This window comes from Ornithinimicrobium tianjinense (assembly GCF_014636495.1).
Lineage (GTDB): Bacteria > Actinomycetota > Actinomycetes > Actinomycetales > Dermatophilaceae > Ornithinicoccus > Ornithinicoccus tianjinensis.
The window spans coordinates 833,725-860,529 of record NZ_BMEM01000001.1 but is presented as its reverse complement, the minus strand read 5'-3'; the positions used below and the strand labels follow the sequence as shown (position 1 = coordinate 860,529).

The 26,805-nt window shown below is 74.3% G+C and carries 22 protein-coding genes; 2 read left to right on the top strand and 20 right to left on the bottom strand.

What is annotated here, in order from left to right; translation table 11 throughout:
- Positions 1 to 17: 17 nt before the first annotated feature.
- From IEV65_RS04050 to IEV65_RS03965, 18 genes are all read right to left on the bottom strand, one after another.
- A complete protein-coding gene (locus IEV65_RS04050; RefSeq protein ID WP_188428290.1) occupies positions 18 to 1,019 on the bottom strand; it encodes a type IV toxin-antitoxin system AbiEi family antitoxin domain-containing protein in 1,002 nt (333 codons plus the stop codon).
- Positions 1,020 to 1,219: 200 nt separating this feature from the next.
- The gene (gene ppc, locus IEV65_RS04045; protein ID WP_229734872.1) at positions 1,220 to 3,991 is read right to left on the bottom strand and encodes a phosphoenolpyruvate carboxylase; all 2,772 of its coding nucleotides are present in this window, start codon (positions 3,989 to 3,991) and stop codon (positions 1,220 to 1,222) included.
- 80 nt (positions 3,992 to 4,071) lie between these two features.
- Complete coding sequence (mrdA, locus tag IEV65_RS04040; protein WP_229734871.1) at positions 4,072 to 6,090, bottom strand: penicillin-binding protein 2; 2,019 nt, start codon at positions 6,088 to 6,090, stop codon at positions 4,072 to 4,074.
- Between the two features lie 74 nt (positions 6,091 to 6,164).
- Positions 6,165 to 6,650, bottom strand: a complete 486-nt coding sequence (gene mreD, locus IEV65_RS04035; RefSeq protein WP_188428288.1) for a rod shape-determining protein MreD — start codon at positions 6,648 to 6,650, stop codon at positions 6,165 to 6,167.
- Positions 6,647 to 7,456: a rod shape-determining protein MreC gene (gene mreC, locus IEV65_RS04030; RefSeq protein ID WP_188428287.1), complete on the bottom strand. Its 810-nt coding sequence runs from the start codon at positions 7,454 to 7,456 to the stop codon at positions 6,647 to 6,649. The genes mreD and mreC overlap by 4 nt, the downstream gene beginning before the upstream one ends.
- A gap of 8 nt (positions 7,457 to 7,464) precedes the next feature.
- Positions 7,465 to 8,517, bottom strand: coding sequence for a rod shape-determining protein (locus IEV65_RS04025; protein ID WP_188428286.1), 1,053 nt, complete (start codon positions 8,515 to 8,517; stop codon positions 7,465 to 7,467).
- A gap of 13 nt (positions 8,518 to 8,530) precedes the next feature.
- Complete coding sequence (locus tag IEV65_RS04020; RefSeq protein ID WP_188428285.1) at positions 8,531 to 9,520, bottom strand: ferredoxin family protein; 990 nt, start codon at positions 9,518 to 9,520, stop codon at positions 8,531 to 8,533.
- A 58-nt stretch (positions 9,521 to 9,578) separates the two neighbouring features.
- Positions 9,579 to 10,844: a cupin domain-containing protein gene (locus IEV65_RS04015; RefSeq protein WP_229734870.1), complete on the bottom strand. Its 1,266-nt coding sequence runs from the start codon at positions 10,842 to 10,844 to the stop codon at positions 9,579 to 9,581.
- Positions 10,841 to 11,149: a hypothetical protein gene (locus IEV65_RS04010; protein ID WP_188428284.1), complete on the bottom strand. Its 309-nt coding sequence runs from the start codon at positions 11,147 to 11,149 to the stop codon at positions 10,841 to 10,843. The genes IEV65_RS04015 and IEV65_RS04010 overlap by 4 nt, the downstream gene beginning before the upstream one ends.
- A 40-nt stretch (positions 11,150 to 11,189) precedes the next feature.
- Entirely contained in the window at positions 11,190 to 13,844 is a 2,655-nt protein-coding gene (locus tag IEV65_RS04005; protein ID WP_188428283.1) for a CHAT domain-containing protein, read from the bottom strand.
- A gap of 20 nt (positions 13,845 to 13,864) precedes the next feature.
- Positions 13,865 to 14,350: a hypothetical protein gene (locus tag IEV65_RS04000; protein ID WP_188428282.1), complete on the bottom strand. Its 486-nt coding sequence runs from the start codon at positions 14,348 to 14,350 to the stop codon at positions 13,865 to 13,867.
- Positions 14,347 to 14,958 carry an RNA polymerase sigma factor gene (locus IEV65_RS03995; RefSeq protein WP_188428281.1) on the bottom strand — a complete coding sequence of 204 codons (612 nt, stop codon included), beginning with the start codon at positions 14,956 to 14,958 and terminating at the stop codon, positions 14,347 to 14,349. The genes IEV65_RS04000 and IEV65_RS03995 overlap by 4 nt, the downstream gene beginning before the upstream one ends.
- Positions 14,955 to 16,535 (bottom strand): S8/S53 family peptidase, encoded by a 1,581-nt coding sequence (locus IEV65_RS03990; RefSeq protein WP_188428280.1) that lies wholly within the window; start codon positions 16,533 to 16,535, stop codon positions 14,955 to 14,957. The genes IEV65_RS03995 and IEV65_RS03990 overlap by 4 nt, the downstream gene beginning before the upstream one ends.
- A gap of 116 nt (positions 16,536 to 16,651) precedes the next feature.
- Positions 16,652 to 17,089 (bottom strand): nucleoside-diphosphate kinase, encoded by a 438-nt coding sequence (ndk, locus tag IEV65_RS03985; RefSeq protein WP_188428279.1) that lies wholly within the window; start codon positions 17,087 to 17,089, stop codon positions 16,652 to 16,654.
- A gap of 10 nt (positions 17,090 to 17,099) precedes the next feature.
- Entirely contained in the window at positions 17,100 to 17,594 is a 495-nt protein-coding gene (locus IEV65_RS03980) for a hypothetical protein (protein WP_188428278.1), read from the bottom strand.
- A gap of 101 nt (positions 17,595 to 17,695) precedes the next feature.
- Entirely contained in the window at positions 17,696 to 18,886 is a 1,191-nt protein-coding gene (locus IEV65_RS15560; protein WP_229734868.1) for a helix-turn-helix transcriptional regulator, read from the bottom strand.
- Between the two features lie 44 nt (positions 18,887 to 18,930).
- Positions 18,931 to 19,761: an undecaprenyl-diphosphate phosphatase gene (locus IEV65_RS03970; RefSeq protein WP_188428277.1), complete on the bottom strand. Its 831-nt coding sequence runs from the start codon at positions 19,759 to 19,761 to the stop codon at positions 18,931 to 18,933.
- A gap of 3 nt (positions 19,762 to 19,764) precedes the next feature.
- Positions 19,765 to 20,196, bottom strand: coding sequence for a DUF4233 domain-containing protein (locus IEV65_RS03965; protein WP_188428276.1), 432 nt, complete (start codon positions 20,194 to 20,196; stop codon positions 19,765 to 19,767).
- A 91-nt stretch (positions 20,197 to 20,287) separates the two neighbouring features.
- On the opposite strand from IEV65_RS03965, the gene IEV65_RS03960 reads away from it, so the two are divergent.
- A complete protein-coding gene (locus IEV65_RS03960; protein ID WP_188428275.1) occupies positions 20,288 to 20,917 on the top strand; it encodes a thioredoxin-like domain-containing protein in 630 nt (209 codons plus the stop codon).
- Complete coding sequence (locus tag IEV65_RS03955) at positions 20,914 to 21,669, top strand: DUF305 domain-containing protein (RefSeq protein ID WP_188428274.1); 756 nt, start codon at positions 20,914 to 20,916, stop codon at positions 21,667 to 21,669. The genes IEV65_RS03960 and IEV65_RS03955 overlap by 4 nt, the downstream gene beginning before the upstream one ends.
- 192 nt (positions 21,670 to 21,861) lie before the next feature.
- Here IEV65_RS03955 and IEV65_RS03950 read toward each other — a convergent pair whose 3' ends face one another.
- Both IEV65_RS03950 and ileS read right to left on the bottom strand, forming a co-directional pair.
- Positions 21,862 to 23,340, bottom strand: coding sequence for a bifunctional folylpolyglutamate synthase/dihydrofolate synthase (locus IEV65_RS03950; protein ID WP_188428273.1), 1,479 nt, complete (start codon positions 23,338 to 23,340; stop codon positions 21,862 to 21,864).
- The gene (gene ileS, locus IEV65_RS03945; RefSeq protein WP_188428272.1) at positions 23,337 to 26,744 is read right to left on the bottom strand and encodes an isoleucine--tRNA ligase; all 3,408 of its coding nucleotides are present in this window, start codon (positions 26,742 to 26,744) and stop codon (positions 23,337 to 23,339) included. Before ileS ends, IEV65_RS03950 begins: the two co-directional genes overlap by 4 nt.
- Positions 26,745 to 26,805: the final 61 nt, after the last annotated feature.

Sequence of the window (26,805 nt, the reverse complement as noted above, 5' to 3'; positions counted from 1 at the left end):
CCCGCGGGTCGAGCGGGTCACGCCGCGCGTGCAGCGGCGCGGTCGAGCGCCGCCTGGATCCGGCGGCGGACCGTCTCCGGGCGGGCCAGGTCGGCCCAGGTGATCCGCACCACCTCGTAGCCCAGCTCGCGCAGCCGGTCCTCCCGCAGCTTCTCGGCGGCCAGCGTGCCTGGGTCGGTGTACTTCATCATCCCGTCGAACTCGACCACCACCCTCGTGCCCTCGACCACGAAGTCGACGCGGGCGACGAAGGAGCCGTCGTCCTCGCTGATCACCACCTGGGGCACGAGCGGCGGCAGACCGAGCTGGTGGGCGAGCCAGGCCGTCCTCGACTCCCCCGCCGACTCGCGGCGCCCGTCCGCGAGGGCCAGGACCAGGTCCACCACCGGCCCGGCCGCCCGGGCCTTCAGGTGCGGCCGCGCGTCGGTCAGGGCCTCGCGGGTCACGACGCCGTCACGCAGGAGGGAGTCGGCCGCGACCAGCCCCGCTTCCGCACCCGCGAGGACCGCCACCTGCAGGCAGGCCAGGGCCGGCATGACGACGCGCAGCCCGTCCACGACGACGGTGTGCTCGGGCCTGACCGGAGCGTGCATCATCAGCCCGGAGCTGCGATGACCCCTGCCGCCGTCGATGCGGCACAGGTGGACGAGATCGTCGACCCCGTAGAGCCCGGCGCCCTGCAGCGCGAGCGCGCTGTGATGGCTCAGCGCCAGCCGACCCGGGGCCCGGCGGGCGTCGACAGCATCGGCAGTCTCCTCCGCCGCCGCAGCCGCCGTCGCACCGAGCGCCATCGCGTAGCCACGCGCCCGGACGGCGTGCCGGTCCCACGGCGCGCTGGAGGCCCACCAGTCCCTGTCCACATAGACACTGCGGCGCAGCCGCAGCAGACATCCCTCGTCGACCAGCCGGACGACGTTCTCGTACGTCAGCCCCGCGCCGTGCAGCTGATCCGAGGTGACGACATGGTGCTGGGCGGCAAGAAGGGTCGACACACAGCTCTGGACGTGGGGCGTGGTCATGGCTGCATCCTCACCGACCCGACCGTGCCGCACGCCCCGTCGTCCACAGGGCGACGGGCCGCACATCCCGGCGGCCGCGAGCCGCTCGGGTCGTTGACACGACACACAGAGTTATTCGGTCAAGGAGCGCTGAACAAGGCGCTCACCCACCGAATAACTCTGTATGACGTGTCACGCTCCATGCTGAGGGACAGCCCGGCTCAGCCGGTGTTGCGGAGCCCGGCGGCGACGCCGTTGACGGTGGCGAGCAGGGCGCGCTGCAGCTCGGGCTCGTCGGCCGACCCGGGCTCCTGCCGCAGCCGCCGGAGCAGCTCCACCTGCAGGTAGGAGATCGGGTCGAGGTAGTTGTCCCGCACCGCGAACGTGCGCTTGAGCATCGGCTGGTCGTCGAGGAGGTCCTCCTCCCCCGTCAGCCGCTTGAGCTCCGCGACCGTCAGGTCGTACTCCGCCACGACGACGTCGAAGACGTGCCGCAGCTCCTCCGGCACCAGCGTGCTGACGTAGTGCGCCGCGATCCCCAGGTCGGTCTTGGCCACCGTCATCTCCACGTTGGAGACCACGGCCTGGAAGAAGTGCCAGCGGTCGAGCATCTCGCGCAGCGTGTCCTCGTGCCCGGCCTCCCGCGCGGCGCGCAGGCCGGACCCGACACCGAACCACCCCGGCACTATCTGCCGTGTCTGCGTCCAGCCGAACACCCACGGGATCGCGCGCAGGCCGTCCAGACCCTTGCCGGTGTCGGGTCGCTTGCTGGGCCGCGACCCGATGTTGAGCGCACCGAGCTGGTCGACCGGCGTCGCGGCGACGAAGTACGCGGGCAGGTCCGGGTCGTCGATGAGGCTCCGGTATGCCGTGTACGCCGCCTCGGACGCGACGTCCATCACCGCGCCGAAGCGCTCGCGCTCGTCGGCCGTCGTCCGCGGGTCGCGGTGGAGCGCCGTGGCCCGCATCACGGCGGCCACGGCGAGCTCGAGGTTCTCCTTGGCCAGGGCCGGGAGGGAGTACTTGTCCGAGATGACCTCGCCCTGCTCGGTGTACTTGATCTCGCCCTCGAGCACCCCGTTGGGCTGCGCCAGGATCGCGTCGTAGGTCGGGCCGCCGCCGCGACCGACCGAGCCGCCGCGGCCGTGGAAGAGCCGCAGGCGCACCCCGTGGCGTGCCGCGACGTCCCGAAGGGCCCGCTGCGCCTGGTGGATCCCCCACTGGCTGGTGAGCACGCCGGCCTGCTTGTTGGAGTCGGAGTAGCCCAGCATCACCTCCTGCAGGTCCCCGCGCAGCCGCACGAGCTCGCGGTAGGCCGGCGTCGACAGCAGCGTGTCCACGAGCGCCGCCGCGCCCCGCAGCTCGTCGATCGTCTCCAGCAGCGGCGCGAAGCCGACCCGCGCGAACGCGCCCTCACCCCCGTCGGTGCCGTGCAGGTCGACCAGCCCCGCCTCCCGGGCGAGCACGGCCGCCGCGAGCACGTCGTCGGGGCCCTGGGTCATCGAGATGATGTAGGTCTCGACGGCGTCCGGTCCGTAGGTGTCCAGCGCCTCCCGGATCTCGTCGAAGACGGCCAGCGTCTGCACCCGGGGCGCGGCCCTCGTCAGCAGCGGTCGCCGCGAGGCGAGCTCCTCACCCAGCAGCCGGGTGCGCGCGGGGCGGTCGAGCACGGCATACCCAGGGCCGTCGGGGTCGAGGGCGTCCAGCAGCGGCGCGAGAGCCTCGTGGTGCTTCTCGGAGTGCTCGCGCACGTCGAGGGTGGCGAGGTGCAGCCCCGTGCCGGCGATGGTCTGGGCCGCCCGCGCGACACGACCGTCGGCCACGAGCTGACCACCGTGCGCCCGCAACGAGCCGGCGACGAGCTCGAGGTCGCCGAGGACCTCGCGCACGTCCGCGTAGTCCCGGCCGGGCTCGTGGGCGGTGCCCGAGGTCATGCGGTCGAGGGTGTTGAGCAGCTTGGCGCGCACGCAGGTCAGCTTCAGCCGGTAGGGCTCCTGCGCGTTGAGCTCGAGGACGCGCCGGTCCAGCCGGGGCAGGTTGGCCAGGTCACGGCGCAGCGACTCCTCGAGCTCCGGCGCCACCCCGACCACCAGGGTGGAGGACGAGACCTGCGAGATCAGCACGTCGACCAGGGACAGCGCGACACCGATCGCGTGCCGGCCCTGCAGGAGCAGCACCTCACGGGTGACCTCGGGGGTCACGAACGGGTTGCCGTCCCGGTCACCACCGATCCAGGAGCCGAACCGCACCGGCGGCCGCATGACGTCGGTGGCCACGCCGTGCTCGGCGAGCAGGTCGGCCAGGTCGCCGAACAGCTCGGGGACCGTGCGGGTCAGCACCTCGTCGAGGTAGTACATGGCGTTGCGCGCCTCGTCCAGCGGGGTGGGTCGCGTGTGCCGCAGCTCGTCGGTCTGCCAGATGAGGTCGACGAGCTCGGCGAGCTCGCGGTCCTGGCGCCGCCGGGCCTGGGAGTCCGGCTCGGTCGGGGCGGCGAGCACGTCCGACAGGTGCCTGATCTTGGTCAGCACGCTGCGCCGGGACGCCTCGGTCGGGTGGGCGGTGAAGACGGGACGCACGTCGAGCTCGGCGACGGTGGACGCCAGCAGCTCCGGGCCGCCCGTCGCGACGATGTCGCGCACGGCTGCGGTCAACCAGCCGTCCGCCTCCTCCCGCGCGGTGAGGGTGCGGACGCGGTGCACCTGCTCGGCGGCGTTGGCGAGGTGGAAGTAGGCCGCGAACGCCCGGACCAGCTCGGTCGCCCGGTCCAGGGGCAGGCTCGCGAGCACGCCGCGGACGGCGTCCGCAGCACCCGCGTCCCCCTCCTTGCTGGCCTTGGTGGTCAGCCGGACCTGCTCGACGGCATCGAGGAGGTCCTGGCCGTGGTGCCGTACCAGGGACTGCCCGAGCATCGTCGAGACCCGGCGCACGTCGGCGCGCAGCTCGGGGCTGATGGGGTCGTCCGGGCGGGGGCCGGTGGGGCTGGTCTCGCTCACGCTGCCCTACCCTACCGACCGGTGACGCTACGTCAGGGAGCGGTCGGGAAGCCCGGTGGGTTCGGGGTCGGGCGGTGGCCCTAACCCTTGCTGCGGAGCACCTCCCAGATCGCGCGCGCCGCCGGGGCCGCGACGTCACCGCCGAGCCCGCCCTGCTCGACCACGACCACGACCACGTACTCCGGGTCCGTGACCGGCCCGTAGGAGGCGTACCAGCCGGTCGAGGTCCGCCCGAACGACTCGGCCGAGCCGGTCTTGCCCGCCAGCGGGTATGCCGTGTGCGGCCACCCCTGGAACGCGCCGGACGCGGTGCCGACGGTGTTGACGCGCGCCAGGCCCTCACGGACGACGTCCCAGGCCTCGTCGTCGAGCACGACCGTGCCGGTCCGCTCCGGCTCGAAGCGCTCCACCACCGTGCCGTCCTGCCGCTGCAGACCGGCCCCGACCTGCGGGCGCCAGAGCGCACCTCCGTTGGCGACCGCGGCATACACCGAGGCCAGCTGGAGCGGGGTCACCTGCAGGTCACCCTGGCCGATCGAGAAGTTCGCGGCGTCGCCGGGGCGCCACTGCCAGCCGTCCGCGCAGTTCTCCCGCGCCAGCTGCTCCAGGTAGCGCCGCCGCTTCCGGTCCTCGACCTCGGGGTAGCCGTCCTCGGCGCGCGCGCAGGACTGCTCGCGGGTCGACTCCCACGACTCGCGCTTCCACTCGCGCGAGGGGACGAGGCCGGCGGCCTCCGCGGTGAGGTCGACGCCGGTGGGCTGCCCGAGGCCGAAACCCCGGGCGAGAGCGACATACCGGTCCCCCGCGTCCGACGTCTGCGCCAGCCCGCCCAGCGAGCGCCACTCGTCGTAGGCCCACCGGTAGAAGGCCGTGTCGCAGGAGACCTCCACGATCCGTCGCAGGTCGATGCGCCCGTAGGCCTCCGACTCGTGGTTGGCGAACCGCTGCCCCGCGATGGAGACAGACCCCGGGCAGGGGTACCTCGCGTCCGGGTCGATCCCGGTCTGCAGCGCCGCCGGGAGCGAGACCACCTTGAACGTGGAGGCCGGGGGGAAGGTGCTGGACACGACCCGGTTGAGCAGGGGCTGGCCGCGCTCCGGGTCCAGCAGGCGGGAGTACTCGTCCTGGGACAGGCCGCGCGTCCAGACGCCCGGGTCGTAGGTGGGCCAGCTGGCGGCGGCCACGACCGCGCCGTCGTCCGGTCGGAGCACCACGGCCGCGGCCGAGTCGGCCGGTGCGTCGTCCGCCCGGGCCCTGCGCACAGCGTCCCGGACGGCCTCCTCGGCGGCGGCCTGGACCTCGACGTCCAGGTGCGTGAGCAGGTCCGCACCGGGCACCGGGTCGCTGGACCCCAGACGGCCCGTCACGAGCCCGCGGGGGTCGACGGTGACGGTGGTCCGTCCGGCCTCGCCGCGCAGCGCCTCGTCGTAGATCTGCTCCAGACCCGCGCGGCCCAGCCGGTCCTCGGGGTGCAGGGACCCGCCGGAGCCCTCCACCTCCTCCTGGGTGGGGCGGCCCAGGTAGCCCAGCACGTGCGCGGCGTTCACCCCCACCGGAGCGGGGTGGTCGCGCACCGCGAGGGTGCTGACGCCGACCCCGGGGAAGTCCTCCGGCCGCTCGAGCACCCCCAGCGCCGCGACGGGGTCCACCCCGTAGGCCAGCGGCACCGGTTGGAAGGGCGAGCCGGAGAAGCAGGCGGGTGCCGGCGGGGCCTCCGGGGTGCCGCACAGCCGCGTCCGGCCCCAGAGCTCCTCCACCGGCAGGCCGAGCGCGTGCGCGACCTGGGTGACCAGAGCCCTCCCCTCGTCCTCGGACTCGAGGAGGGTCTCGGGATCCACCGTGACCACGGTCGAGGGGGCGTTGGCGGCGAGCGGCGTGCCGTCCGCGGCGAGGATCCGGCCGCGGACCGCGGGGGTGACGACCTCGCGGGTGCTCACCTCGGCCGCCTCGACCGCCAGCTCCTGATGGCTGAGGAGCTGGAGGTCCGTGAGGCGGCCGACGAGCAGGGCGCCCAGCACCAGGACCGCGGCGACCAGTCCCCAGAGCGGCCGCGTCGGCAGCCGGCGCCCGACCCGGGGCGGGGTGACCTGGGGGCGCACGACGCTGACGACCGGTCGGCGCCGGGACGGGGACCCGGGTCCCGCGGCCCTCCCACGACCGCTCTCGCGGGGACTCATGCCCACCGCCGCTCGACGAGCCGGCGCTCGACGAGGAGCAGCAGCGGCAGCGCGACGACCGAGACCAGCAGGGTGGCCACCCACGACCACAGCAGCTCGGCCGGGGCGACCCGCCCCACGCCGGCGGCCGCCACGACCCCGCGGACGCCCAGCAGCAGCGCGGACGCCGCGCCGGTCGCGAGCCAGGGCAGGAGGGGGGAGGCTGCGGCATACCGACGGGCCAGCCCGAGCAGGACGCCGACGAGGGCGTAGGCGAGCGCGGTCGCCCCGAGCGGCTCCGCGCCGGGCGGGACGAGGTCGAGCAGCCAGCCGCCGGCCAGGCCGACGAGCAGCCCGGTGGTCGGACCGCGCATGAGCGCGGCCGCAGCGACGACGAGCACGACGAGGTCGGCGCGCGGAAGTCCTGCGGGCCACGCGCTCGGGAGCAGCACCGCGGCGACCAGCAGCAGCGCGCGCACGGCCGCCCCCGGCAGGGCGCTCACCGCCGGCCCCGGTCCACGAAGACCACCGCGACGAGGTCGAGGACGTCAGGGTCGACGTGCGGGCGCACGACCGCGGTGCGGCCCAACTGCCCCCGGTCAGGGTCGACGGAGGTCACGGTGCCGAGCGGCACGCGGGCGACGTAGGGACGGTCGTCGGGGCTGCCTAGCGTCGTCACGTCGTCGCCGACGGCCACCGGGGTGTCCCCCGCGACGGTCAGGGTGAGCTCGCCGTGCTCACGCGGTGGCAGGCCGGGCGTCGGGACCGCGCCGACGCTGCCGAGACCGCCCTCGGGACCGAAGCGCACGCCGACGACCACGCCCGGGTCACCCAGAAGGAGCACGTCGCTGCTGCGCGCCGCCACGCGGACCACCCGGCCGACCAGCCCGTCGACGGAGACGACCGTCTGGTCCTCGGCGACGCCGTCCTCGCTGCCGACGTCGAGCGTCACGGTCCTGCCGCCGACGGGCGAGGTGCCCGGCGCGTAGGCCACCACCCGCGCCGGCAGGAGCCGGTGGTCGCCCCAGCTCGTGGCGCGGTCGAGGTCCTCGAGCTGCCGCTGCCGGCGGAGCTGCTCCTCGAGGCGGGTGACCTCCGCGGCCAGGGCGTTGCGCTCCTGCGTCAGCCGGGCGACGCGGGCGTCGTCCCACCCGGAGAGCACCGACTGCACCGGGGTGGTCACCTGCGCCACGGCGCCGCGCAGCGGGTCGGCGAGGCCCGGCCGCGCGAGGTCGGCGACCGTCGCGCCGGCGGTCAGGGCGAGGAGGACCGCGGCGGTGACGTGGAGGGCTCGGCGGGGACGCGGCATACCAGACCTCAGCGCAGGGACGAGCCGGCCAGCACCCGCCGGAGCGAGGCGAAGTCGTCGACGCAGACCCCGGCCCCGCGGATCACCGCGTGCTGCGGGTCGTCGGCCAGGCGGACGGGTATGCCGAGCTCGTGCCGGAGGCGCTCGGTCCAGCCGCGCAGCAGCGCGCCACCGCCGGTGAGGACGATGCCGTTGTCGAGCAGGTCGCCGGACAGCTCGGGCGGGCAGATGTCGAGGACGAGACGGACCGCCTCGACGACCTGCGCGGTCACCGGCTCGACATGCCTGCGCACCTCGTCGCTGCTGATCTCGACCGTGCGCGGCAGGCCCGTGGTCAGGTCGCGGCCCCGGACGCGCGTGGTGAGCGTCTCGGCGAGCGGCCAGACCGCACCGACCCGGTGCTTGATGTCCTCGGCGGAGAGCTCGCCGAGGAGCAGGTCGTGCTCGGCCTTGACCCCGCGGACGATCGCCTCGTCCACCTCGTCGCCGCCGACGCGCACGCTGCGCGCGTTGACGACGCCGCCGAGGGAGATCACGGCGACGTCCGTGGTGCCCCCGCCGATGTCGACGACCATCGAGGCCGTCGCGCCGTGGACGGGCAGCCCGGCGCCGATCGCGGCGGCCATCGCCTCCTCGAGCACGTAGACCGCCCGTGCGCCGCAGCGGATGGCGGCGTCCTCGAGGGCGCGACGCTCGACGGCGGTCACGCCGCTGGGCACGCAGGCGACGACCCGTGGGCGGAGGAGCCTCGAGGGACGGACGCGTCCGACGAAGTGGCGCAGCATCTGCTCGGTCACGTCCGGGTCGGTGATCACGCCGTCGGAGAGCGGACGGAGCGAGAGCACGCGCTCCGGGGTGCGGCCGAGCATCGCGTGCGCCGCCGCGCCGGCGGCGACCAGGCGACCGTCGGTGGTGCTGACCGAGACGAGGGTGGGCTCGTCGAGGACGACGCCGCGACCGCGGACGTGGACCTGCGTGGTGGCGGTGCCGAGGTCGATCGCGAGGTCCCGCCCCAGGGGCGCCCAGCCGCCGCGGCCGGTCCTCTCCGTAGGCGTCGTCACCCGGCGATCGTAGTCAGACGAGCCGGACCGGACCCGCGACCGGCACCTGCGAGACTTTCGCGTCGGCGGTGCGGCAGGTCAGCTGGGCGGCCGGGCGCCGGTGCTCGGTGACGTCGACCTCGGCCCGACGCCCGTCCGCGACCGCCAGGGTGACCGTCCACGCCGCGACGTCGGAGCCCTCCGGCTCGCGCGGCGAGATCACGACCGGGGTGAGGTCTCCCCAGGCCAGGGGGCCGAGCTCGTCGTGGGCCGCCACCATCGCGGCCTGGACCGGGCGCGGCTGGCCGGCCAGCCCGCGCAGGTGCGCCGTGGCCGGTGCCCCCTGGAGGTGCCCCTCCACGGCCTCGAGCGCGGTGTCGGGGTCGAGACCGCCGTAGGTCGCCCCGTCCGGGAGGAGCAGCACGTTGGCGGCGAAGCGGTCACCTCCCGTGTGCGAACACTCCCACGTCTGCTCCGGCCAGCGTCGCGCGAGCGCCTGCGCCACGGGGCGCCCGCGCACGGCGCAGCACGGGTCCTTCTTGCCGTGGGTGCACACGAGGATCAGCACGTCGTCACTTGTCCGAGCGGGCTCCTCCAGGTCCGCCGCGTCACGGCTGGCCGCCTCGGCCAGGGGGTCGGCGGTCCCGGCACCGCTCGCGAGCTCCTCGAGGCGCTCGATGCCGCTGAGCAGCTCGGAGGGGTAGGCCCAGGTGCCCCAGGTGACCCTGCTCCCGGGGGTCGCGGTCAGGTCGACGGCGCACCACGCCCGCAGGTAGCAGACCGAGGAGGTCTGCCGCCCGGGGCGACGGATCAGCATCACCCGGGCCCCGACCGCCTCCGCCCGCGCGACCACCTCGTCCTTGACGTCCTGCTGGAGGACGAGGTCGGCAAACCCGCCGAAGCGCCACCCGCCCTCGACCTCGACGAGGAGGAACCGGGCCTGCGGCGGGGCGGTCCCCAGCATCGGGTCCTGCCGCTCGCGGGCGGCGTCGCTGCAGGGCACGGCGCTCAGGGTCTCCGACACGCCCTCATCCTCGCACCGCCGGCCCGCTCCCTCTTCGGCCCCCGCGCCGCTCCCGCGCTCACGGCTCCACGACGACCAGCCCCTGCCGGACGAGGAGCCGTGCGAGGTCGAGGGCGTCCGCGGCCTCCTCGGCGAGCGCGACGACGGTAGACTCCCCGACCTCCAGGAGGTGGCGGAGGGTGTCGCCCTGCGCGGCCGGCACCGAGAAGCGGCCGGCGCGCGAGGAGACGACGACCTCCCGGCCGGAGGACTCGATCAGGTCCGTCATGAGGTGCTCGCGCACGCGCAGCCGCGAGCTCGGACGCAGGGTCTCGGCCGCGGCGAGCTGGGCGAGCGGCCGGACCGGCGCGGGACGCTGACCCGCCCTGGCCCGCCCCCGCAGGACCCGCACGACCTCGTCCGTGGGGACGGCAGCCAGCGTCTCCAGCAGCTCACCGCGCACCCGCTCCACCTCGTCCTCGACGCTCGCCGCGTCGGCGAGGTCGAGCCCGAGCCCCAGGGAGGAGCGCAGGTCGTCGCGCTCGGCGAGCAGGGGTCGGACGCGGTCCAGCAGCGCCTCGGCGAGGTGGTGCCGGGTCCACTGGTGCACGCCGAAGGTCAGGTGGACCGTCACGCCTCCGAGGGCCCGGGCGGAGTGGACCCAGCCGCGCGGCAGGTAGAGGCAGTCGCCCGGGCGCAGGGTGGTCTCGAGCGCCGGCTCCCGACGGGCCTGGTCCTCGACCGCCGCCCTGCGGTCCGTCCAGGGCTGGTCGCGCAGCGGGTCTCGGTGGACCGGCTCGCGCAGCGCCCACCGCTTCTCCCCGTGGACCTGCAGGACGAAGACGTCGTGGACGTCGTAGTGGTCGGCGAAGCCCTGGTTCTGCGGTGGCGTGACATAGGCGTTGACCTGCACCGGGTGGCCGAGGTCGGCCGCGAGCGCCGCCGCGAGCCCGCGGACCGGCCCCCAGGTGCGGTGCAGCCCCTGCAGCACGATCGTCGCGCCGTCGGCGAAGAGCTGGAGGAGCTTGTCGTCGCTGACCTGGTCGGCGACCCCGGCACCGATGCCTCCGCCCGCGGTGTAGGCGCGCTCGGGCAGGGTCGACCCGTCACGCGCGACGCGCAGGAACGGGGTGCGCAGCCCGCGCTCCGAGACGAGCTCGTCGACCGCGTCGAGCCCGAACAGGTCGGAGAAGTCGTCGCCGCCCCGGTCCTCCACTGTCGCGAGGTGGAGCTGGCGGCCCCAGTATGCCGTCGCGAAGGTGTCCGGGTCGGTCCGCCCGAGCAGCCGGCCCAGGGTGGCGCCCGCGGGCGCCACCCTCGCACCGGCGGGTGGGTGCTCGGTCACCCGAGGCGCTCGGCGCCGCCGTCGGCACCGCCATCTGCACCACCGTCGGCACCACCGTCAGCGCCACCGTCGGCCCCGCCATCCGCGCCACCGTCGGCACCGCCATCTGCACCACCGTCAGCGCCACCGTCGGCGCCACCGTCGGCGCCACCGTCAGCACCGCCATCGGCGCCACCGTCGTGCCCCGCGCCCCCGTCGAGCGGTGCGCCGGCAGCACTCTCGGGCATCTCGGCGAAGGCGTCTCCCACGGTGTCCGGGGTCAGCTCGGAGTCGTCGAAACCAGCGTTCTCGTCCTGGGTGCTCATGCGTGTCCTCCTGGGTCGGGACCGAGCCGACCGGCGCGGTCTACGCCCCACTCTCCTGACCTCGAGGGCCACCCGCAACCGCTACCGGCGTCTCCACCGCCCACGGCGAGCCCCACGCGACGAAGGCGCCGGACAGCGGCAGGTCGCAGCCTGCGGCCGCCTCGCTCATCGCCTCGTCGACCGGCCGCCCGGCGGCGAGCAGACGGTGGTAGGCCAGCATCACGGCCGACGCGGTGAGGTCAGGCACCCGGCACGGCGAGGCCACGACGCTGCCGACCCCGAGCGAGAGAAGCCCGCTGGCCAGCCCGAGCGTCGCAGCACCTCCCCTGGCCTGGCCGCGGCCGGCGTCGCAGGCCGACACCACGACGTGCGAGGCCGTCCGCTCCGCACGCTCCAGGTCGGCCAGGAACATCGGCCCGTCGGAGAGCCAGACCGAGGAGAACAGCGGGCTGTCGGAGCGGTGGCTGCCGTGCGCAGCCACGTGGACGAGGTCCGCCCCACCGAGCCCGGCGACCAGGTCGGCGGAGGTGGCCACGGACTCGGGGGGCGCGGCACGCCATACCGGAGCCAGGGCCACGCACTCGGCCAGGGCGCCGGGCAGGCCCGGCCCAGGGAGGACGACGGCGCGCGGAGCGGAGACCCGGCGAGCGCCCCGGACCCAGGTCCCCAGGCTCGGGGCGACGGTGGTGGGCAGGCCGGCGCGCGAGGGCAGCATGCCCCAGGCGACGCCCACGAGGTCGGGCGTCGGCACGACGACGAGACGCCCGCCCAGCCGCAGCGGGGCGAGCAGCAGCTCGTCGAGCCGGCGGGCGGAGGTGGTCAGCGCCGTCTCGACGACGCCCACCATCGGTCCACCGGCCACGCGGGTGCGTGCCTCGAGGTCGGCGGCGAACCGGCGAGCCGTCTCGTGCACGACCTCCACGGGCCCCAGGTCCACCCACCGCACCCGACGACCGTCCACCACCGCCGCGCCCAGCCGGCCGTCCTCCTCGACGTAGCTCACCGCGACGGCGTCGTGCGCGGCGAGCTGCTCGCGCGCCCGCGCGGTGCTGACGACGTCACCACGCGTGCCTGCCCGGCCGGCGGAGGCCCACGAGGCCGCCGCGACCTGCCGCTCGAGGGTGCGCATCCGCTCGCGCAGGCGGTCGGCGCGGCCCGGGTCCTCGCTGACCTGCTGGCGCAGGTGGCGCAGCGCGGTGGTCCGGCGCGCGAGGTCGGGGTCGGCCGGCGGCCGGACCGCCGGTGCCCGCCAGACCACCTCGCCCCACCGCTCGACCGCCGCGAGGCGCGCGGCCGGCCGCTCCCCCGCGAGCTGCAGGTCGAGCTGGGCCAGCGCGCGGGCCTGGACGGTCGTCGCCGAGCGCAGCTCCATGCTCGCGCTCGCATGGACGGCGGTCGCCAGGTCACGCAGCGCGGCCCGGACCAGACGACGCGCCTCGTCGCGATCGCCCCGGGCCCGCGCCGCGGCGGCGAGCACGGTCCGGGTGCGCAGACGGCTGCTGAGCGACCCGACGCGCGCCAGGTCCGAGGAGCTGTCGAGCAGCTCCAGCGCCTCGGTATGCCGCGCCCGGCGCGTGAGTGCCTCGGCCGCCTGCAGGCGGGCGAGGTCGGCGGCGACGTGGTCACCGTCGGCCGCGAACCCGCTGGCCAGCCGGACACAGCTGGTGGCGACGCTCGCCGCGGTGCCGTCGGTCCGCAGCCTGGCCTGCTGCTGGACCAGGGTGGCGCGTCGGCGCAGCGCCGGGGCGAGGGTGCCGAGCGTGCGTTGCGCACGGCGGGCCGTGGTCAGCGCCGCCTCCACGTCGCCGAGCAGCAGCCGTCCGCGCGCGAGGTCGACGAGGGACTGGCCCGCCTGCAGCCGCTGGCCTTCCTCGGCGGCGGCTGCGGCGGAACGTTCGAGCAGGTCGACCGCCTCGGAGATGAGGCCGGCGTCGAGCAGGACGGTGGCCCGGGCGTGCCAGGCCACGCCGAGGGACACGTCGACCGGCAGCCGCTCGGCCTCGTGCATGATCGCCAGCGCCCGCGGCAGGTCGCCGCCGAGCGCCGTGGCCAGCCCCAGGTTGTGCCGCGCCATGAACTCCTGGCGCACCAGGTGGTGCTCGGCGGCCAGCTCCGCGGCGGCGGAGAAGTCGCGGGCCGCGGCCTCGACGTCGGGCAGGTCGAGCCTCAGCATCCCGCGGGAGAGCAGGATGACGAAGCGCTCCCTCGGGCCGAGGCTGTCCAGTCCGTGGCCGGCCAGCTCCAGCTCGGCGAGGGCCTGGGTCGTCTGCCCGGACCGGCCGTGCAGCATCGCCAGCTGGGAGTGGCAGATCGCCACGAGCGGCACCCGCACGGGGTCGTCGGTGCGTTGTGCCTCCGCCAGTGCCTCGTGGGCGGTGCGCAGGGCTGCCCCCGCACCCCGTCGCTCGATCAGCGCCGAGCTCAACGAGACGAGCAGCCGGATCCGCGCCTCCGCCGGGGAGGCCGGCCCGCCGGCGACCGAGGAGAACGCGTCCACCCCGTGGTCCGTGCCGTCGCCGTCCCGGGTGGGTGCGCCGTCCCGGGCAGGAGCGCCGTCCCGGGCGGGGGCGGAGAGCAGCGCCAGCGCGCGACGCAGCAGCCGCTCCGCCTCGGCCGGCCGGCCCGCGGAGTTGGCGGCCCGGCCACGGTCGAAGAGGTCAGCGACCTCCTGCGTGACGGGCTGAGACGGCTGCATGACCCCGATCCTGCACCGTCCTAGAGGCTGAACTGCGGCGTGATGACCGGACGTCCCTCCTCCGGGCGCACCGTGAGGCGCGCGGAGCTCCCCTGCGGCAGGCCGGTCACGACGAACCGTCCCTCCGCGTCGGCGAGCACGGTCTCCACGCGCCCGTCGGACAGGTCGACCTCGACCTCGGCCGACCCGCAGGTCAGCCATCCGTCGATCCTCGTGTGCCGGGCGTCCTCCCGGACGACGGTGACCATGATGCTGAGGTGCTCGGCGCTGAAGGTCACGGTCGAGGCCTCGGTGGGGTCCGGCGCCATGCTCCGCGAGACCAGCTCGGTCTGCGAGGTCAGCTCGGCCACCTCGGCCTGCAGCGCCTGGACGGTCAGCGCGAAGAGGATCCGCTCGGTCAGGTCGGCAGGGCAGGGGTCCAGCCGCGACGCGACCTCACGCAGGTCGCGCAGGATGCCCTCGTCGGTGCTGTCGAAGGGCTCGAGCTCGGTGTCGGTCCCGGTCATGCGTCCACCCACTTCGGGTCGGCGACGAGTGCTCGCCGCAGCTTGTCCAGGCACCGGCCCCTGGTGGGGCCGATGCTGCCCCGCGGCATACCCAGTGCCGTCGAGACCTGGTCGTAGTCGGGCCGGTCGACGAACGCGACGACCCGCAGGAGCGTGCGGCAGCGCTCGGGCAGCGCTCCGACGGCCGCCCACAGCGTGCGCTGGCGCTCGGTGAGGATGGTCAGGGCCTCGGGCCCCTCCTGCACGTCGCCGGGGTCGACGGTGCCGGTCTCGTCGTAGGTGTCGCGGCGCGCGACCCGGGTGGTGCGCCAGGCCTCGCGCTTGACGGCGACGACCAGCCACCCGAGCACCGCGCGCGGCTCCCGGATGTCCTGGACGTGGTCGACCAGGCGCAGCCAGGTCTCCTGCACGGCGTCCTCCGCGGCGTGCTGGCTGCAGCCGTGGGTGCGTGCGACCTGCCACAGCAGGGGCGTGAGCAGCTCGACCAGCTCGCCGAGCGCCTCGCGGCGCCCCTCGAGGTATGCCGTGAGGTGCTCGCCCGAGCGCGCGGCCAGGGACGGCTGGCTGGTGCCGTGGCCCGGGAGGCCGGGGAGGCTGTCCGGCGTCATGGCCACACCACCGGCTCCAGCCCGGACCAGGCGCGGGCGGTCATCTCCGCGGGGTCGACCGACGGGCCCTGCTCTCGGGCGACCGTCGCCAGGTGGTCGGCGACCAGGCCGGCGACGCGGGGGGCGGCGAAGCTCGAGCCGCCCCAGGCGGCGAAGCCCTGGCTGTGGTCGTCGCTGTCGCCGGTGGAGCGCAACGCCCCGGCACCCGGCGTCGAGCGAGACGGGTTGGCCGAGCCCTGGAAGCTCACCGGCAGCGTGCTCACGACGTTGACACCGGGCGCGTGCGTCGTGACCCAGGGGCCGGCGTTGCTGAACATGGCGACGGTGCGGCCGTCGGGGTTGAGCGCGCCGACCCCGACGAGCGGGACGGTCGAGCGGTCCGCAGGAGGCGGGCCGGCGTGCGCCGCCCAGCCGGCGGGGTAGAGCGGCACGCGGGTCGCGTCGTTGCCGGCGGCCGCGACCACGAGCACCCCTCGGTCGCCGAAGGCGCGGAGCAGGGCCTCCATCGGGTGACCCGCCGCGAGCGTGCCGTCCTGGTGGTAGAAGCCGATCGAGAGGTTGAGCACGTCGACGGCGAAACCGCCCGTGAGGTCGTCCGCGTCGAACTCGGTCCGTCCGGCGTCCTGCGCCCGGACGTGCATGAGGTAGAGCGCCACGAGCGTGCGGTGCACGTCGCCCTCGGCGGCAGCGCCGGAGGAGTCGACCGTCGGGAGACCGACGAGCCGCGCGTCCGGTGCGGCCTGCCGCACCACGCCGGCGATGAACGTGCCGTGGCCGGACAGCCGGTCCAGGGCGCCGGTGAGGTCGTTGCGCACCCCCCGGTCCTCGGGGTCGGGGTCCAGACCTCCCGCCGGCCCGACGGGGATGCCGTCGAGCTCGGTGAGCACGTGGCACAGCCCGTCGCGGAACCACGGGTGGTCGCCGATCCCGGTGTCGGGGATGACGACGACGGGCGCACGCTCCGGGGGCGCGGCCGTGGTCGTCAACGAGGCGATGCCCAGGCTCACGCTGGTGCGCATCAGGGTGTCACCGCCGCCGTTGCCCTCCCAGTGGCCCGGACCGCCGTTGCCCTCCCAGTGCCCTGGCCCGCCGTTGCCCTCCCAGTGGCCCGGCCCGCCGGTGGAGTAGTAGCCCGCAGCGAGCATCAGGTGCTCGAGGTCGGCGTCGACAGGCCCGTCGGCGCGCGCCGCGACCAGCAGCTCCCAGGCGTCGACGGGCCGACCGGCACCGACGATGCTCACCCGCGTCTGGTAGAGCGCGTCGATCTCCGCGGCAGCCTCGCCGAGCCGCTGCTCGAGGGCCAGGTCGGCCTCGTCCACGACGAGCTGCACGGCATACCCGGCCCGCTCCGCAGCGGACCTGAGACGGTCGATGGTGCCGGCCGCGCCGCGGCCGGGCAGGCCGCGCACGAGCAGGCTGCTGCTGCGGTATGCCGTGGGGCCGGGTGCCGCGGGCGCCCCACCCGGGTCGGTGGAGGCGGGGCGGGCCGCGGTCTGCGGGTCGAGGAGACGGGCGTCGTGACGACGCAGCACCTCGGGCGGGATCTCCAGCACGAGGAGGTCGTCGTCGTCAGCCATCTCGGCCCTTTCGTCGCAGCCCTAGGGGAAAAGCGTAGTCCCGGTCACCCACCTAGAGGCAGGGGCGACGTCCCAGATACACCCCTCACCGAGCGCGCCGAGTGGTGGCTGGCCCGTCAGCCCAGGCCCGGGAACCAGATCGCGATCTCGCGCGCGGCCGACTCCGGGGAGTCCGAGCCGTGCACGATGTTCTGCTGGACCTTCACGCCCCAGTCCCGCCCGAGGTCGCCCCGGATCGTCCCGGGAGCGGCGGCGGTCGGGTCGGTGGCACCGGCGAGCGAGCGGAAGCCGGGGATGCACCCGTTGCCCTCGATGACGGCGGCGGTCACCGGGCCGGAGGACATGAACTCCAGCAGCGGCTCGTAGAACGGCTTGCCCTCGTGCTCGGCGTAGTGGGCCGCGAGCTGCTCACGGGTCGGGGTCAGCACGGCGAGCGCCGCCAGCGTGTAGCCCTTGGCCTCGATGCGGCGCAGCACCTCACCGGTCAGACCCCGGCGGTAGCCGTCGGGCTTGACGAGGACGAGGGAGCGTTCGGTCTGCGTGGTGTCGGTCACGCGCGGCAGCCTACCGGCGTGCCACCGCCGCCCGGTCCGCGGCGGCGCCCTGGTCCCGGCCGCGCCGGGCCCGCAGCGCCTCGACCCCCACCAACGCCAGGCTGAGCGCCAGGGCGCCCATGTGGGCGGGGATCGTTAGGCTGGCGCCGAGGGAGTGCAGGCCGGAGCCGGCCTCGAAGAGGTCAGGGGTGAGGCGGCTCACCCAGCCGTCCTCGGCGAGGCGCCGGAGCGCGGAGAGCAGCTCGACGCCGTTGCCCAGCACCGCGACCGCGAGTGCCAGCACGAGCAGGGCCAGCAGTGCCCGGACGAGGGCGGCACCATCCCGGGCGCGCCGCCACCGCAGCGCCACCGCGGCGGCGCCCAGGAGCATCGCGGGCGACACCACGTGGAAGGCGACGTGCGGGTAACTGTCACCGACGGCGCCCGTGAGGACCGGGCTGGCGAAGAGGAAGATGGACAGGAACGGCACCCAGACCAGGGCGAGGAGCAGGAGTGGACGGCGCATGACGACCGGACCTTTCGAGCGGGGGGTGGGTCACCGCCGACGCTAGGGACGCGGCCGATCGCGCGCATCGGCCCTTTCGCCTAGATCGTCCCGTCGCAGCGTCAGGCGTGCGGGGCGCCCGCTCCCGCACCGGGGACGACGTCGCTGCGCCAGGCGACGGCGGCGTGCACCCTCCTGTTGTGCTCCGGGCCGTCCGGCAGGTCGAGCTTGACGAACGCCGATCGCAGGTGCGCGTCGACGGTCCGCTGCGAGAGCACGAGCCGGGCGGCGATGCCCGCGTTCGACAGCCCCTCCGCGAGCAGGCTCACGACCTCGCTCTCCCGCGGGGTCAGGACCGGGTGGTGGTCCCCTCCGAGCAGGTGGTCGGGGGCGGGCTGGCCGTCTGCGGTGGGCAGCCGGTCCGGGGCGGGGAGGTCCTCCCCGACCACGTCGCGGTATGTCGGCCCGGGCTGCGTCTCCTCCCGGGGGGAGGCGGCGCGGTCCGCCGGCGATGGCTCCCGCTGCGGTGCGACCAAGGCGTAGGTGCAGCCGAGGGCGACGGTGACCAGCGCGGCGTCCATCGCCACGAGCACGAGCGTCGCCCCGGCGGTCCCGGCGGGCGCGAGCGCCCCGCAGACCATCACCAGCACCGCGCCCCCGAGGGCGGCCGCCGCGACCAGGGCCAGCCGGCGCGACGCATGGCCGGGCGCCCGCCACGCCGCCAGCAGGGCGACAACCGGTCCCGCCAGGACGGCGACCACGAGGAAGACCAGGTTGACCACGGGCCCGAGCACCCCTCCCGGGCCCCAGGGCACGAGCGCCGGCAGACCGATCGGCTCGCCGTCGGCGAGGAACAGCACGAGGCTGAGCGCGGCGGCCACCCCGAGCCCGACGACGACCCACGCCACTCTGGTCCGGGTCCCCGGCCCGAGGTGGGAGACGGCCAGGACCGGCACGAGGGTGAAGGCGGCCAGCAGCGGCAGGTGGGCGACCGTGGCGACCGAGACCGCCACCCGCTCCGGCCAGCCGCCCGCGGCTGCCCCGGAGGTGAGGACCGCAACCGCCCAGGTCCCCGGGTAGGCCAGCGTCAGCAGCGCCAGCGTGGTCAGGGCTCCGCGCCACCGCACCGAGCCCTGCCCGACGGCCGCTGCGACGACGAGCGCGACGGCGGTGAGCACGGCGGCGAGCACCGCCGGCGCCCGGGTGCCCGCGACCGGTCCGGAGGCCACGCGGGAGAGGACGACGAGCAGGACGACGGCGAGGGCCGGCGCCGCGAGGAGTGCGACGGGGCGGTGCTCCCGCAGCAGGGTCATGGCCCAGTGTCGCGCACCGTGGACCCGTTGCGCGAGTGCGTCGCTCAGGCCTGGAGCACCCCGGTCCCGAGCAGCCCGAAGAGCAGGAGGGCCAGGACGATCCGGTAGACCATGAACGGCGTGAAGGTGTGCGTGGTGATGTAGCGCATGAACCAGGCGATCACGGCATACCCCACGAGGAAGGCGATCGCGGTGGCCAGCCAGATCGGCCCCCACGCCGTCCCGGTGCCGATCGCGTCGCCGCCCAGCACCTTGACGACCTGCAGGCCTCCGGACGCGAGCACGGCCGGGATCGCCAGGAGGAAGGAGTAGCGCGCTGCGGCCTCGCGGGTGTAGCCCATGAACAGACCGCCGGCGATCGTGCCGCCGCTGCGCGAGACGCCCGGCACGAGCGCCAGCGCCTGCCAGAGGCCGAAAGCGAGGCCGTGCCGCCAGGTGAGCTGGTCGAGCGTGCGCTGCTGCCGGCCGACGCGCTCGGCGGCCATGATCACCAGGGCGAAGACGAGCAGCATCGTCGCGGTGATCCACAGGCTGCGGAACTCAGTCTCGATCCAGTCCTGCAGCGTCAGGCCGAGCACGCCGATCGGGATGGTGCCGAGGATGACCCACCAGCCCATCAGCGCGTCGGGGTCCGCGCGCGGCACCCGGCCCGCCAGCGAGAGCGCCCACGCCCGCACGATGCGCACGATGTCGCGCCAGAAGTAGAGGAGGACGGCCGCCTCGGTGCCGAGCTGGGTGATCGCCGTGAACGCGGCACCCGGGTCGTCCTCGCCGAGCAGCCGCCCGACGATCGACACGTGGGCGCTGGAGGAGATCGGGAGGAACTCGGTGAGTCCCTGGACGAGCCCGAGCAGGGCTGCGGTGAGCAGGTCCATGCGTCAGTCCTCCTGGTCCGGGGTCGGGTCGGTCGGGGCCGGGTATGCCGCGCCCGCGCCGCTTGCCGCGGCGTCGATCGTGCGGCCGGCTCGCAGGCTCGCCCACCACAGGACGCCGAAGAGGATCGCGACCACCGCCATCGCCGGCAGCAGGAGCGCGCTGGCCAGCGTCAGCACCTGGCAGGCCCAGCCGAGGACCAGCCCGGCGCGGGTGCGCACCAGCCCGGCCGTCACCAGGCACAGCAGCGCGACCGCACCCACGACCACGAGGTTGCGCACCCCGGAGTCCCCACCCTGGGCGCGGTCCAGCTGCCAGGCGACGAGCGCCCCGAAGAAGACCGCGAGCGTCTGGGCCACGAGCGTGACGGCGGCGAGGCGGCTGGTCATCCTGCCGGGGGGCCGGGGAGCGGCGGAGGCCGCGGAGGTGTCGTCCACGGGACGGGATCATCGCAGACCCGACCTGGGCACCCACCCAGCCACACCGCATACCCTTGCCTGGACCGTCCCTCGTGCCCCAGGAGCAGCCGTGCCCCGTCCCGACCGCACCGCCCCCAACGACCGCGCCGCGCGCGTGGCGAAGATCCAGAAGGCCTCCCAGGCCGCGGAGCGCCGCCGCGGAGCCCTGATCTGGGTGACCGCCGCCGTGGTGCTCGCCGCGATCGTCGGGGCCGTCGTCTTCGCGATCGTCCGTGACAGCCCGGCGCTGGCGGACCTGTCCGGAGTCCAGGACTACGCGTACGAGGGCTCGCAGCACACGCCGTCGGCGGTGACCTATGCCGAGAACCCGCCCGTGGGCGGCGAGCACAACGACGCCTGGTGGAACTGCGGCGTCTACGAGCAGGAGGTGCCCAAGGAGCACGCGGTGCACTCCCTCGAGCACGGTGCGGTGTGGCTGACCTACCAGCCCTCGCTCCCCGCGGACCAGATCGCGCTGCTGGAGGAGCTCGGGGGCGAGGACTACATGCTGGTCTCCCCCCTGGCCGACCAGTCCTCCCCCGTCGTCGCGAGCTCGTGGAACCACCAGCTCTCCCTCGACACGGCCGACGAGAAGACGCTGAAGGCGTTCATCCGGGCGTACAAGCAGGGCCCGGACACCCCCGAGCTGGGCGCCGCCTGCACGTCCGGCACCACCACCGACCTGGTGCAGCGCTCGTGAGCGACGTGGAGGCCCCGGGCCCCGCCCCGGCGCTGCGCCCGGCCCGTGAGCGCTGGCGCACCTTCGGCGCCCCGGCCCTGGCCGCCGTGACCGTGGCCGCCCTGTGCCTGGGGGTGCTGCTGGGCTGGCTGGCGTTCGCGCCGCGCACGCCGGACGACTCCAGCGCCGACGCCGGCTTCGCGCGGGACATGAGCGAGCACCACGCGCAGGCGATCCTGATGTCGCAGCTGGTCATGCAGCGCACCGAGGACGAGCAGATCCGCCGCCTGGCCGTCGACATCGACAACAACCAGAACTTCGAGCGCGGCGTGATGGCAACCTGGCTCGAGGACTGGGGCCTGCCCCGCGCGCGTGGCGAGGAGCGGATGGCCTGGATGGAGGGCGACCACTCCTCGATGGAGATGCCCGCGGGTGTCGTGATGCCCGGTATGGCGTCACCCACCGAGATCCAGGCGCTCACCGACGCCACCGGCCGCGAGGCGGAGGTGTTGTTCCTGCAGCTGATGACGACGCACCACATGGCGGGCGTGGAGATGGCGCAGGCCGCGCTGGACCAGGCCGACGACCCGCGCGTGCACGCACTGGCCGGCCGGATGGTCACCGCGCAGGAGGGCGAGGTCACGCTGATGCGGGACCTGCTGCAGGACCGCGACGCGGAGCCGCGCGAGGACGTGGACGCCTGGCTGGCGCAGCTGGACTCCTCCGGCGGCACCGACGAGGACGACGACGAGGAGCACACGGGCGGCCACTGAGCCGCCGGCGCGGGTCTCTGCGTCCCGCAAGGATCGTCACGTGATTCTCGGATACGTCCCCGAGAGTCACGTGACGATCCTTGCGGGACGAGGAGCAACCACGTGACGCGCTCGGTGGGGCTGGGAGCAACCACCTGACGCGCTCGGTGGGGGTGGGTCGGTCAGGTGGGCGGTCGGTCAGGTGGGGGTCGGTCAGGTGGTGGTGACGCCCAGCAGCTCGCGCACCTCGGCGGCCGTGGTGACCGAGCCGGTGGCCAGGACCGCGCCGGCGACGCCGCCCTCGTCGGCCAGGCCGGCCGCGACGTCCAGCGCGTCCGGCAGCGCGTCGACGACGGTGACGCGGTCCTCGCCGAAGTACTCGGCGACCAGCTCGCCCAGGCGGGCCGGCCGGATCGCCCGGGGCGAGGTGGTCCGGCTGACCACGACGTGGTCGAGGATCGGCTCGAGCGAGCGGATCATCGGCTCGACGTCCTTGTCCTCGAGCACGGCCAGCAGCCCGACGAGCCGGGTGAAGGTGAACGACTCCCGCACCGCCTCGACCAGCGCCTCGACACCGGCGGGGTTGTGGGCGGCGTCGACGATGACCGTGGGCGAGCGCCGCACGATCTCCAGGCGCCCCGGCGAGGTCGCCCCGGCGAGCCCGCCCCGCAGCACCTCGTCGGTGATGTGCTGCTCACCGCCGCCCACGAAGGCCTCGACCGCCGCGATCGCGAGCGCCGCGTTGTGCGCCTGGTGCTCGCCGAAGAGCGGCAGGAACAGGTCGGTGTAGTCACCCGCGAGGCCGCGCACCGAGATCTGCTGGCCGCCGACGGCCACCTCCCGCGAGAGCACGCCGATCGTCACTCCCTCCGCCTCCAGCCGGGCGCCGACCTCGTCGCACCGCTCCACCAGGACGGCCATCGCCTCGGCCTCCTGCACGCCGACGATCGCGATCGCGCCCTCCTTGATGATGCCGGCCTTCTCGGTGGCGATCTCCTCCACCGTCGAGCCGAGCAGGCGGGTGTGGTCGATGGAGATGGGCGTGACCACAGCGACCGTGCCGTCGGCGACCGAGGTCGCGTCCCACACGCCGCCGAGCCCGACCTCGACGACGGCCACGTCCACCGGGCTGTCCGCGAACGCCGCGAACGCCAGGCACACGACGACCTCGAAGTAGGTCATCCGCACACGCCGTCGCTCGTCCTCGTGCGCCAGACTCTCCCCGTCGACCATCTCGACGAACGGCATGACGTCGTCGTAGGCCGCGAGGAACGCCTCGATCCCGATCGGCTCGCCGTCGAGGCTGATCCGCTCGCGCATGTCGTGCAGGTGGGGGCTGGTGAACCGCCCGGTGCGCAGGCCCATCTCGCGCAGGATGCGCTCGACCATCCGGGTCGTGGACGTCTTCCCGTTGGTGCCGGTGAGGTGGATCATCGGGAACGCCCGCTGCGGGTCGCCCATGAGCGCCATCACCCGCCGCACGCGGTGCAGCGTCGGCTCGGGCATGTGCTCCGGGGTGCGGGCCAGGATCTCCTCGACGACCTCGGCATACCGTGCCGCGAGCGCGGGGTCGACCGGCGCGGCGGCCTGACGACCGGGGCGCCCTGGCCTCTCCGGCGCCGCCGCCCCGGGGTCGAGGGGCAGCTCGTTGTCGAGGGGCAGCTCGTTGCCCTCGAAGAACTCCCCGCTCATCGGGTCTCCACCTTGGCGATCATCAGCTCGACCTTCCGTCCCGCACCGAGGTCGGCCTCGGTGGTGTATGCCGTGTGGCGGGGCTGGGTGCCTGACGAGTTAGGGCCCGGGTCGTCCGCTGTTGGACCGAGGCCGTGGTGCTTGGGCTTCGGCAGGGGCGTCCCGGCACCTGCGGCACCGAACTGCACCGCGAGGGTCTCGTCCATCACGAGCTGCTGGTGCGCCATGGCGGCGTCCCAGACGTCGTCGTCGCCGACGACCGTGAGGCTGATCCGGTCGGTGATCTCCAGGCCGGCGTCCTTGCGGGCGCCCTGGACCGCGCGGACGAGGTCGCGCGCCAGACCCTCACGGGCCAGCTCCTCGGTCACCTCGGTGTCCAGGACGACGAACCCTCCGCCGTGGCCGCGCAGCATCGCGGTCGCGCGCGAGCCGGCACCGTCCGCGGCGTCGGCGACGACGGTCTCCAGGGTGTACTCCCCCTCGACCAGCGCCAGCCCGCCCGAGGTCACCGTCCCGTCCTCGGCCACCCACCAGTCACCCGTCTTGGAGCCCTTGATCGCCGTCTGCACGTCCTTGCCCAGCCGGGGGCCGGCGGCGCGGGCGTTGACGGTGAGGCGCTGCTCGACGCCGTGGTCCGCCGCGGCCGCGTCGCCCAGGTCGAGCACCGTCACCTCGCGGACGTTGACCTCGTCGCGGACGATGTCGGACAGCCCCGGGTGGGCGGCCAGGCCCTCGGCGTGCGGGGTCACCAAGGTGAGCGAGGACAGCGGCAGACGCACCCGCAGCTGCTCGGCCTTGCGCAGCCCCAGCGTCACCGAGCACACCTCGCGGACCGTGTCCATCGCCTCGACCAGCTCGGCGTCCGCGGGCAGGTCCTCGGCCGCCGGCCAGTCGGTCAGGTGGACGGACTCCCCGCCGGTGAGACCACGCCATACCTCCTCCGTGAGGAGCGGGAGGAGCGGGGCGGCGACGCGGCAGGTGACCTCGAGCACGGTGTAGAGGGTGTCGAAGGCAGCGTGGTCCTCGGACCAGAAGCGGTCACGGGAGCGCCGGATGTACCAGTTGGTGAGCACGTCGACGAACTCGCGGATCGTGTCGCAGGCCGCCGCGATCTGGTGGTGGTCGTAGTGCCCCTGCGCCGCCTCCACGAACTCCCGGGTCTTGGCCAGGAGGTAGCGGTCCAGCTCGTGGGTGGACGCCGTGGACCACGTCGCCTGGTAGCCGGCGGCGTTGGCGTAGAGCCCGAAGAAGTACCACGCGTTCCACAGCGGGATCATCGTCTGGCGCACGCCGTCACGGATGCCCTGCTCGGTCACGACGAGGTTGCCGCCGCGCAGGATCGGGCTGGACATGAGGAACCAGCGCATCGCGTCCGCGCCGTCGCGTCCGAAGACGTCGCGCACGTCCGGGTAGTTCTTCAGCGACTTCGACATCTTCTGCCCGTCGTTGCCCAGGACGATGCCGTGCGAGACGCACGTGGAGAAGGCCGGGCGGTCGAAGAGCGCGGTCGAGAGGATGTGCAGCGTGTAGAACCAGCCACGGGTCTGGCCGATGTACTCGACGATGAAGTCCGCCGGGAAGTGGTGCTCGAACCACTCGGCGTTCTCGAACGGGTAGTGCACCTGCGCGTAGCTCATCGAGCCCGAGTCGAACCACACGTCGAGCACGTCCTCGACGCGGCGCATCGTGCTCTGCCCCGTGGGGTCGTCCGGGTTGGGCCGGGTCAGCTCGTCGACGAACGGGCGGTGCAGGTCGACGTTGCCGTCACGGTCGCGCGGCAGCGTGCCGAAGTCGCGCTCGATCTCCTCGAGCGAGCCGTAGACGTCGATGCGGGGGTACTCCGGGTTGTCGCTGCGCCACACCGGGATCGGGCTGCCCCAGAAGCGGTTGCGCGAGATCGACCAGTCGCGGGCGTTCTCCAGCCACTTGCCGAACTGCCCGTGCTTGACGTGCTCGGGGACCCAGGTGATCTCCTCGTTGGTCCGGAGCATGTCGTCCTTGATCCTCGTCACCTCGACGAACCAGGAGGACACGGCCTTGTAGATGAGCGGCTGCCGGCAGCGCCAGCAGTGCGGGTAGGAGTGCGCGTAGGACTCGCGGCGCAGCAGCACCGTGCCCTCGCTGACCGAGCCCTGGTCCAGCAGGTCCGGGTGCTCCTGCGTGCGCGGCAGCTGGTTGAGGGTCGCCGCCTTGAGGTGGTCCTGGATCGGGGCGTTCGCGTCGAAGACGAGCGTGCCGGCATACTCCGCGACCGGGTGCGTGAACAGGCCGTCCGGCCCGACCGGCATGACCGGCTCGATGCCCTCCCGGTCGGTGACCACCTTGTCGTCCTCACCGAACGCGCCGGCGGTGTGGACCAGACCGGTGCCGTCCGTGGTCGTCACGAACTCGGCGACCACGACGCGGTGCGCGCGCTCCCAGCCCTGGTAGTAGGTGAACGGCGGCACGTAGGAGCGCCCCGCCAGCTGCGCGCCGGTGTACGTCGCCAGGACCTCCGGCTCCTCCCCCAGCTCGTTCCGGTATGCCGTGAGCCGCTCCTTGGCGAGCACGTAGCGCTGGTCGGCCGCACCCTCACCGGCGCCGGGGAGGGCGGCGCGCACCACGACATACTCGATGTCCTCGCCGACCATGACCGCGAGGTTGGCCGGCAGCGTCCACGGCGTCGTGGTCCAGACGAGCGCGAGCGCCCCGTCGAGCAGCTCGTCCGGCTGCTCCCCCGGCAGCAGCCGCACGCCGACGGTGACCGCCGGGTCCTGGCGCACCTGGTAGACCTCGTCGTCCATCCGCAGCTCGTGGTTGGACAGCGGCGTCTGGTCGTTCCAGCAGTAGGGCAGCACGCGGAAGCCCTCGTAGACCAGGCCCTTGTCGTAGAGGCTCTTGAACGCCCAGAGCACCGACTCCATGAAGGTGACGTTGAGCGTCTTGTAGTCGCCCTCGAAGTCGACCCAGCGGGCCTGGCGGGTGACGTAGTCCTCCCACTCGGAGGTGTACTTCAGCACCGACTCGCGGCACTTGGCGTTGAACGCCTCGATGCCGATCTCGAGGATCTCGTCCTTGGTCTTGATGCCCAGCTGGCTCATCGCCTCCAGCTCGGCGGGCAGCCCGTGGGTGTCCCAGCCGAAGCGACGCTCGACCCGCTTGCCGCGCATCGTCTGGTAGCGCGGCACGACGTCCTTGACGTAGCCGGTGAGCAGATGGCCGTAGTGCGGCAGCCCGTTGGCGAAGGGCGGGCCGTCGTAGAAGACGAACTCGTTGGCGCCGTTCTCGCCGGCCGGGCGCGCCTCGACGCTCTTGACGAAGGTCTCGTGCTCGCGCCAGTAGGCGAGCACCGCCTCCTCGATCTCCGGGAAGCGCGGGCTGCTGGTCAGCGCGTTGCCGGAGGTGCTGGTGAGCGGATAGGCCATGGGGCGGCTCCTCGTGAGTGGTGCGTTCTTCTGGGGTATGCGGTCTCTCACCGAGGACGAC

Excerpts from the sequence above, each read along its gene's own strand:
- IEV65_RS15560 (WP_229734868.1), bottom strand. The coding sequence starts at position 18,886 with ATGACCCTGCTGCGGGAGCACCGCCCCGTCGCACTCCTCGCGGCGCCG.
- IEV65_RS04000 (WP_188428282.1), bottom strand. The coding sequence starts at position 14,350 with ATGACCGGGACCGACACCGAGCTCGAGCCCTTCGACAGCACCGACGAG.
- IEV65_RS03970 (WP_188428277.1), bottom strand. The coding sequence starts at position 19,761 with ATGGACCTGCTCACCGCAGCCCTGCTCGGGCTCGTCCAGGGACTCACC.
- IEV65_RS04010 (WP_188428284.1), bottom strand. The coding sequence starts at position 11,149 with ATGAGCACCCAGGACGAGAACGCTGGTTTCGACGACTCCGAGCTGACC.
- IEV65_RS04050 (WP_188428290.1), bottom strand. The coding sequence starts at position 1,019 with ATGACCACGCCCCACGTCCAGAGCTGTGTGTCGACCCTTCTTGCCGCC.
- IEV65_RS04005 (WP_188428283.1), bottom strand. The coding sequence starts at position 13,844 with ATGCAGCCGTCTCAGCCCGTCACGCAGGAGGTCGCTGACCTCTTCGAC.
- IEV65_RS03950 (WP_188428273.1), bottom strand. The coding sequence starts at position 23,340 with ATGAGCGGGGAGTTCTTCGAGGGCAACGAGCTGCCCCTCGACAACGAG.
- ileS (WP_188428272.1), bottom strand. The coding sequence starts at position 26,744 with ATGGCCTATCCGCTCACCAGCACCTCCGGCAACGCGCTGACCAGCAGC.
- IEV65_RS03995 (WP_188428281.1), bottom strand. The coding sequence starts at position 14,958 with ATGACGCCGGACAGCCTCCCCGGCCTCCCGGGCCACGGCACCAGCCAG.
- mreC (WP_188428287.1), bottom strand. The coding sequence starts at position 7,456 with ATGCCGCGTCCCCGCCGAGCCCTCCACGTCACCGCCGCGGTCCTCCTC.
- IEV65_RS03990 (WP_188428280.1), bottom strand. The coding sequence starts at position 16,535 with ATGGCTGACGACGACGACCTCCTCGTGCTGGAGATCCCGCCCGAGGTG.
- IEV65_RS03980 (WP_188428278.1), bottom strand. The coding sequence starts at position 17,594 with ATGCGCCGTCCACTCCTGCTCCTCGCCCTGGTCTGGGTGCCGTTCCTG.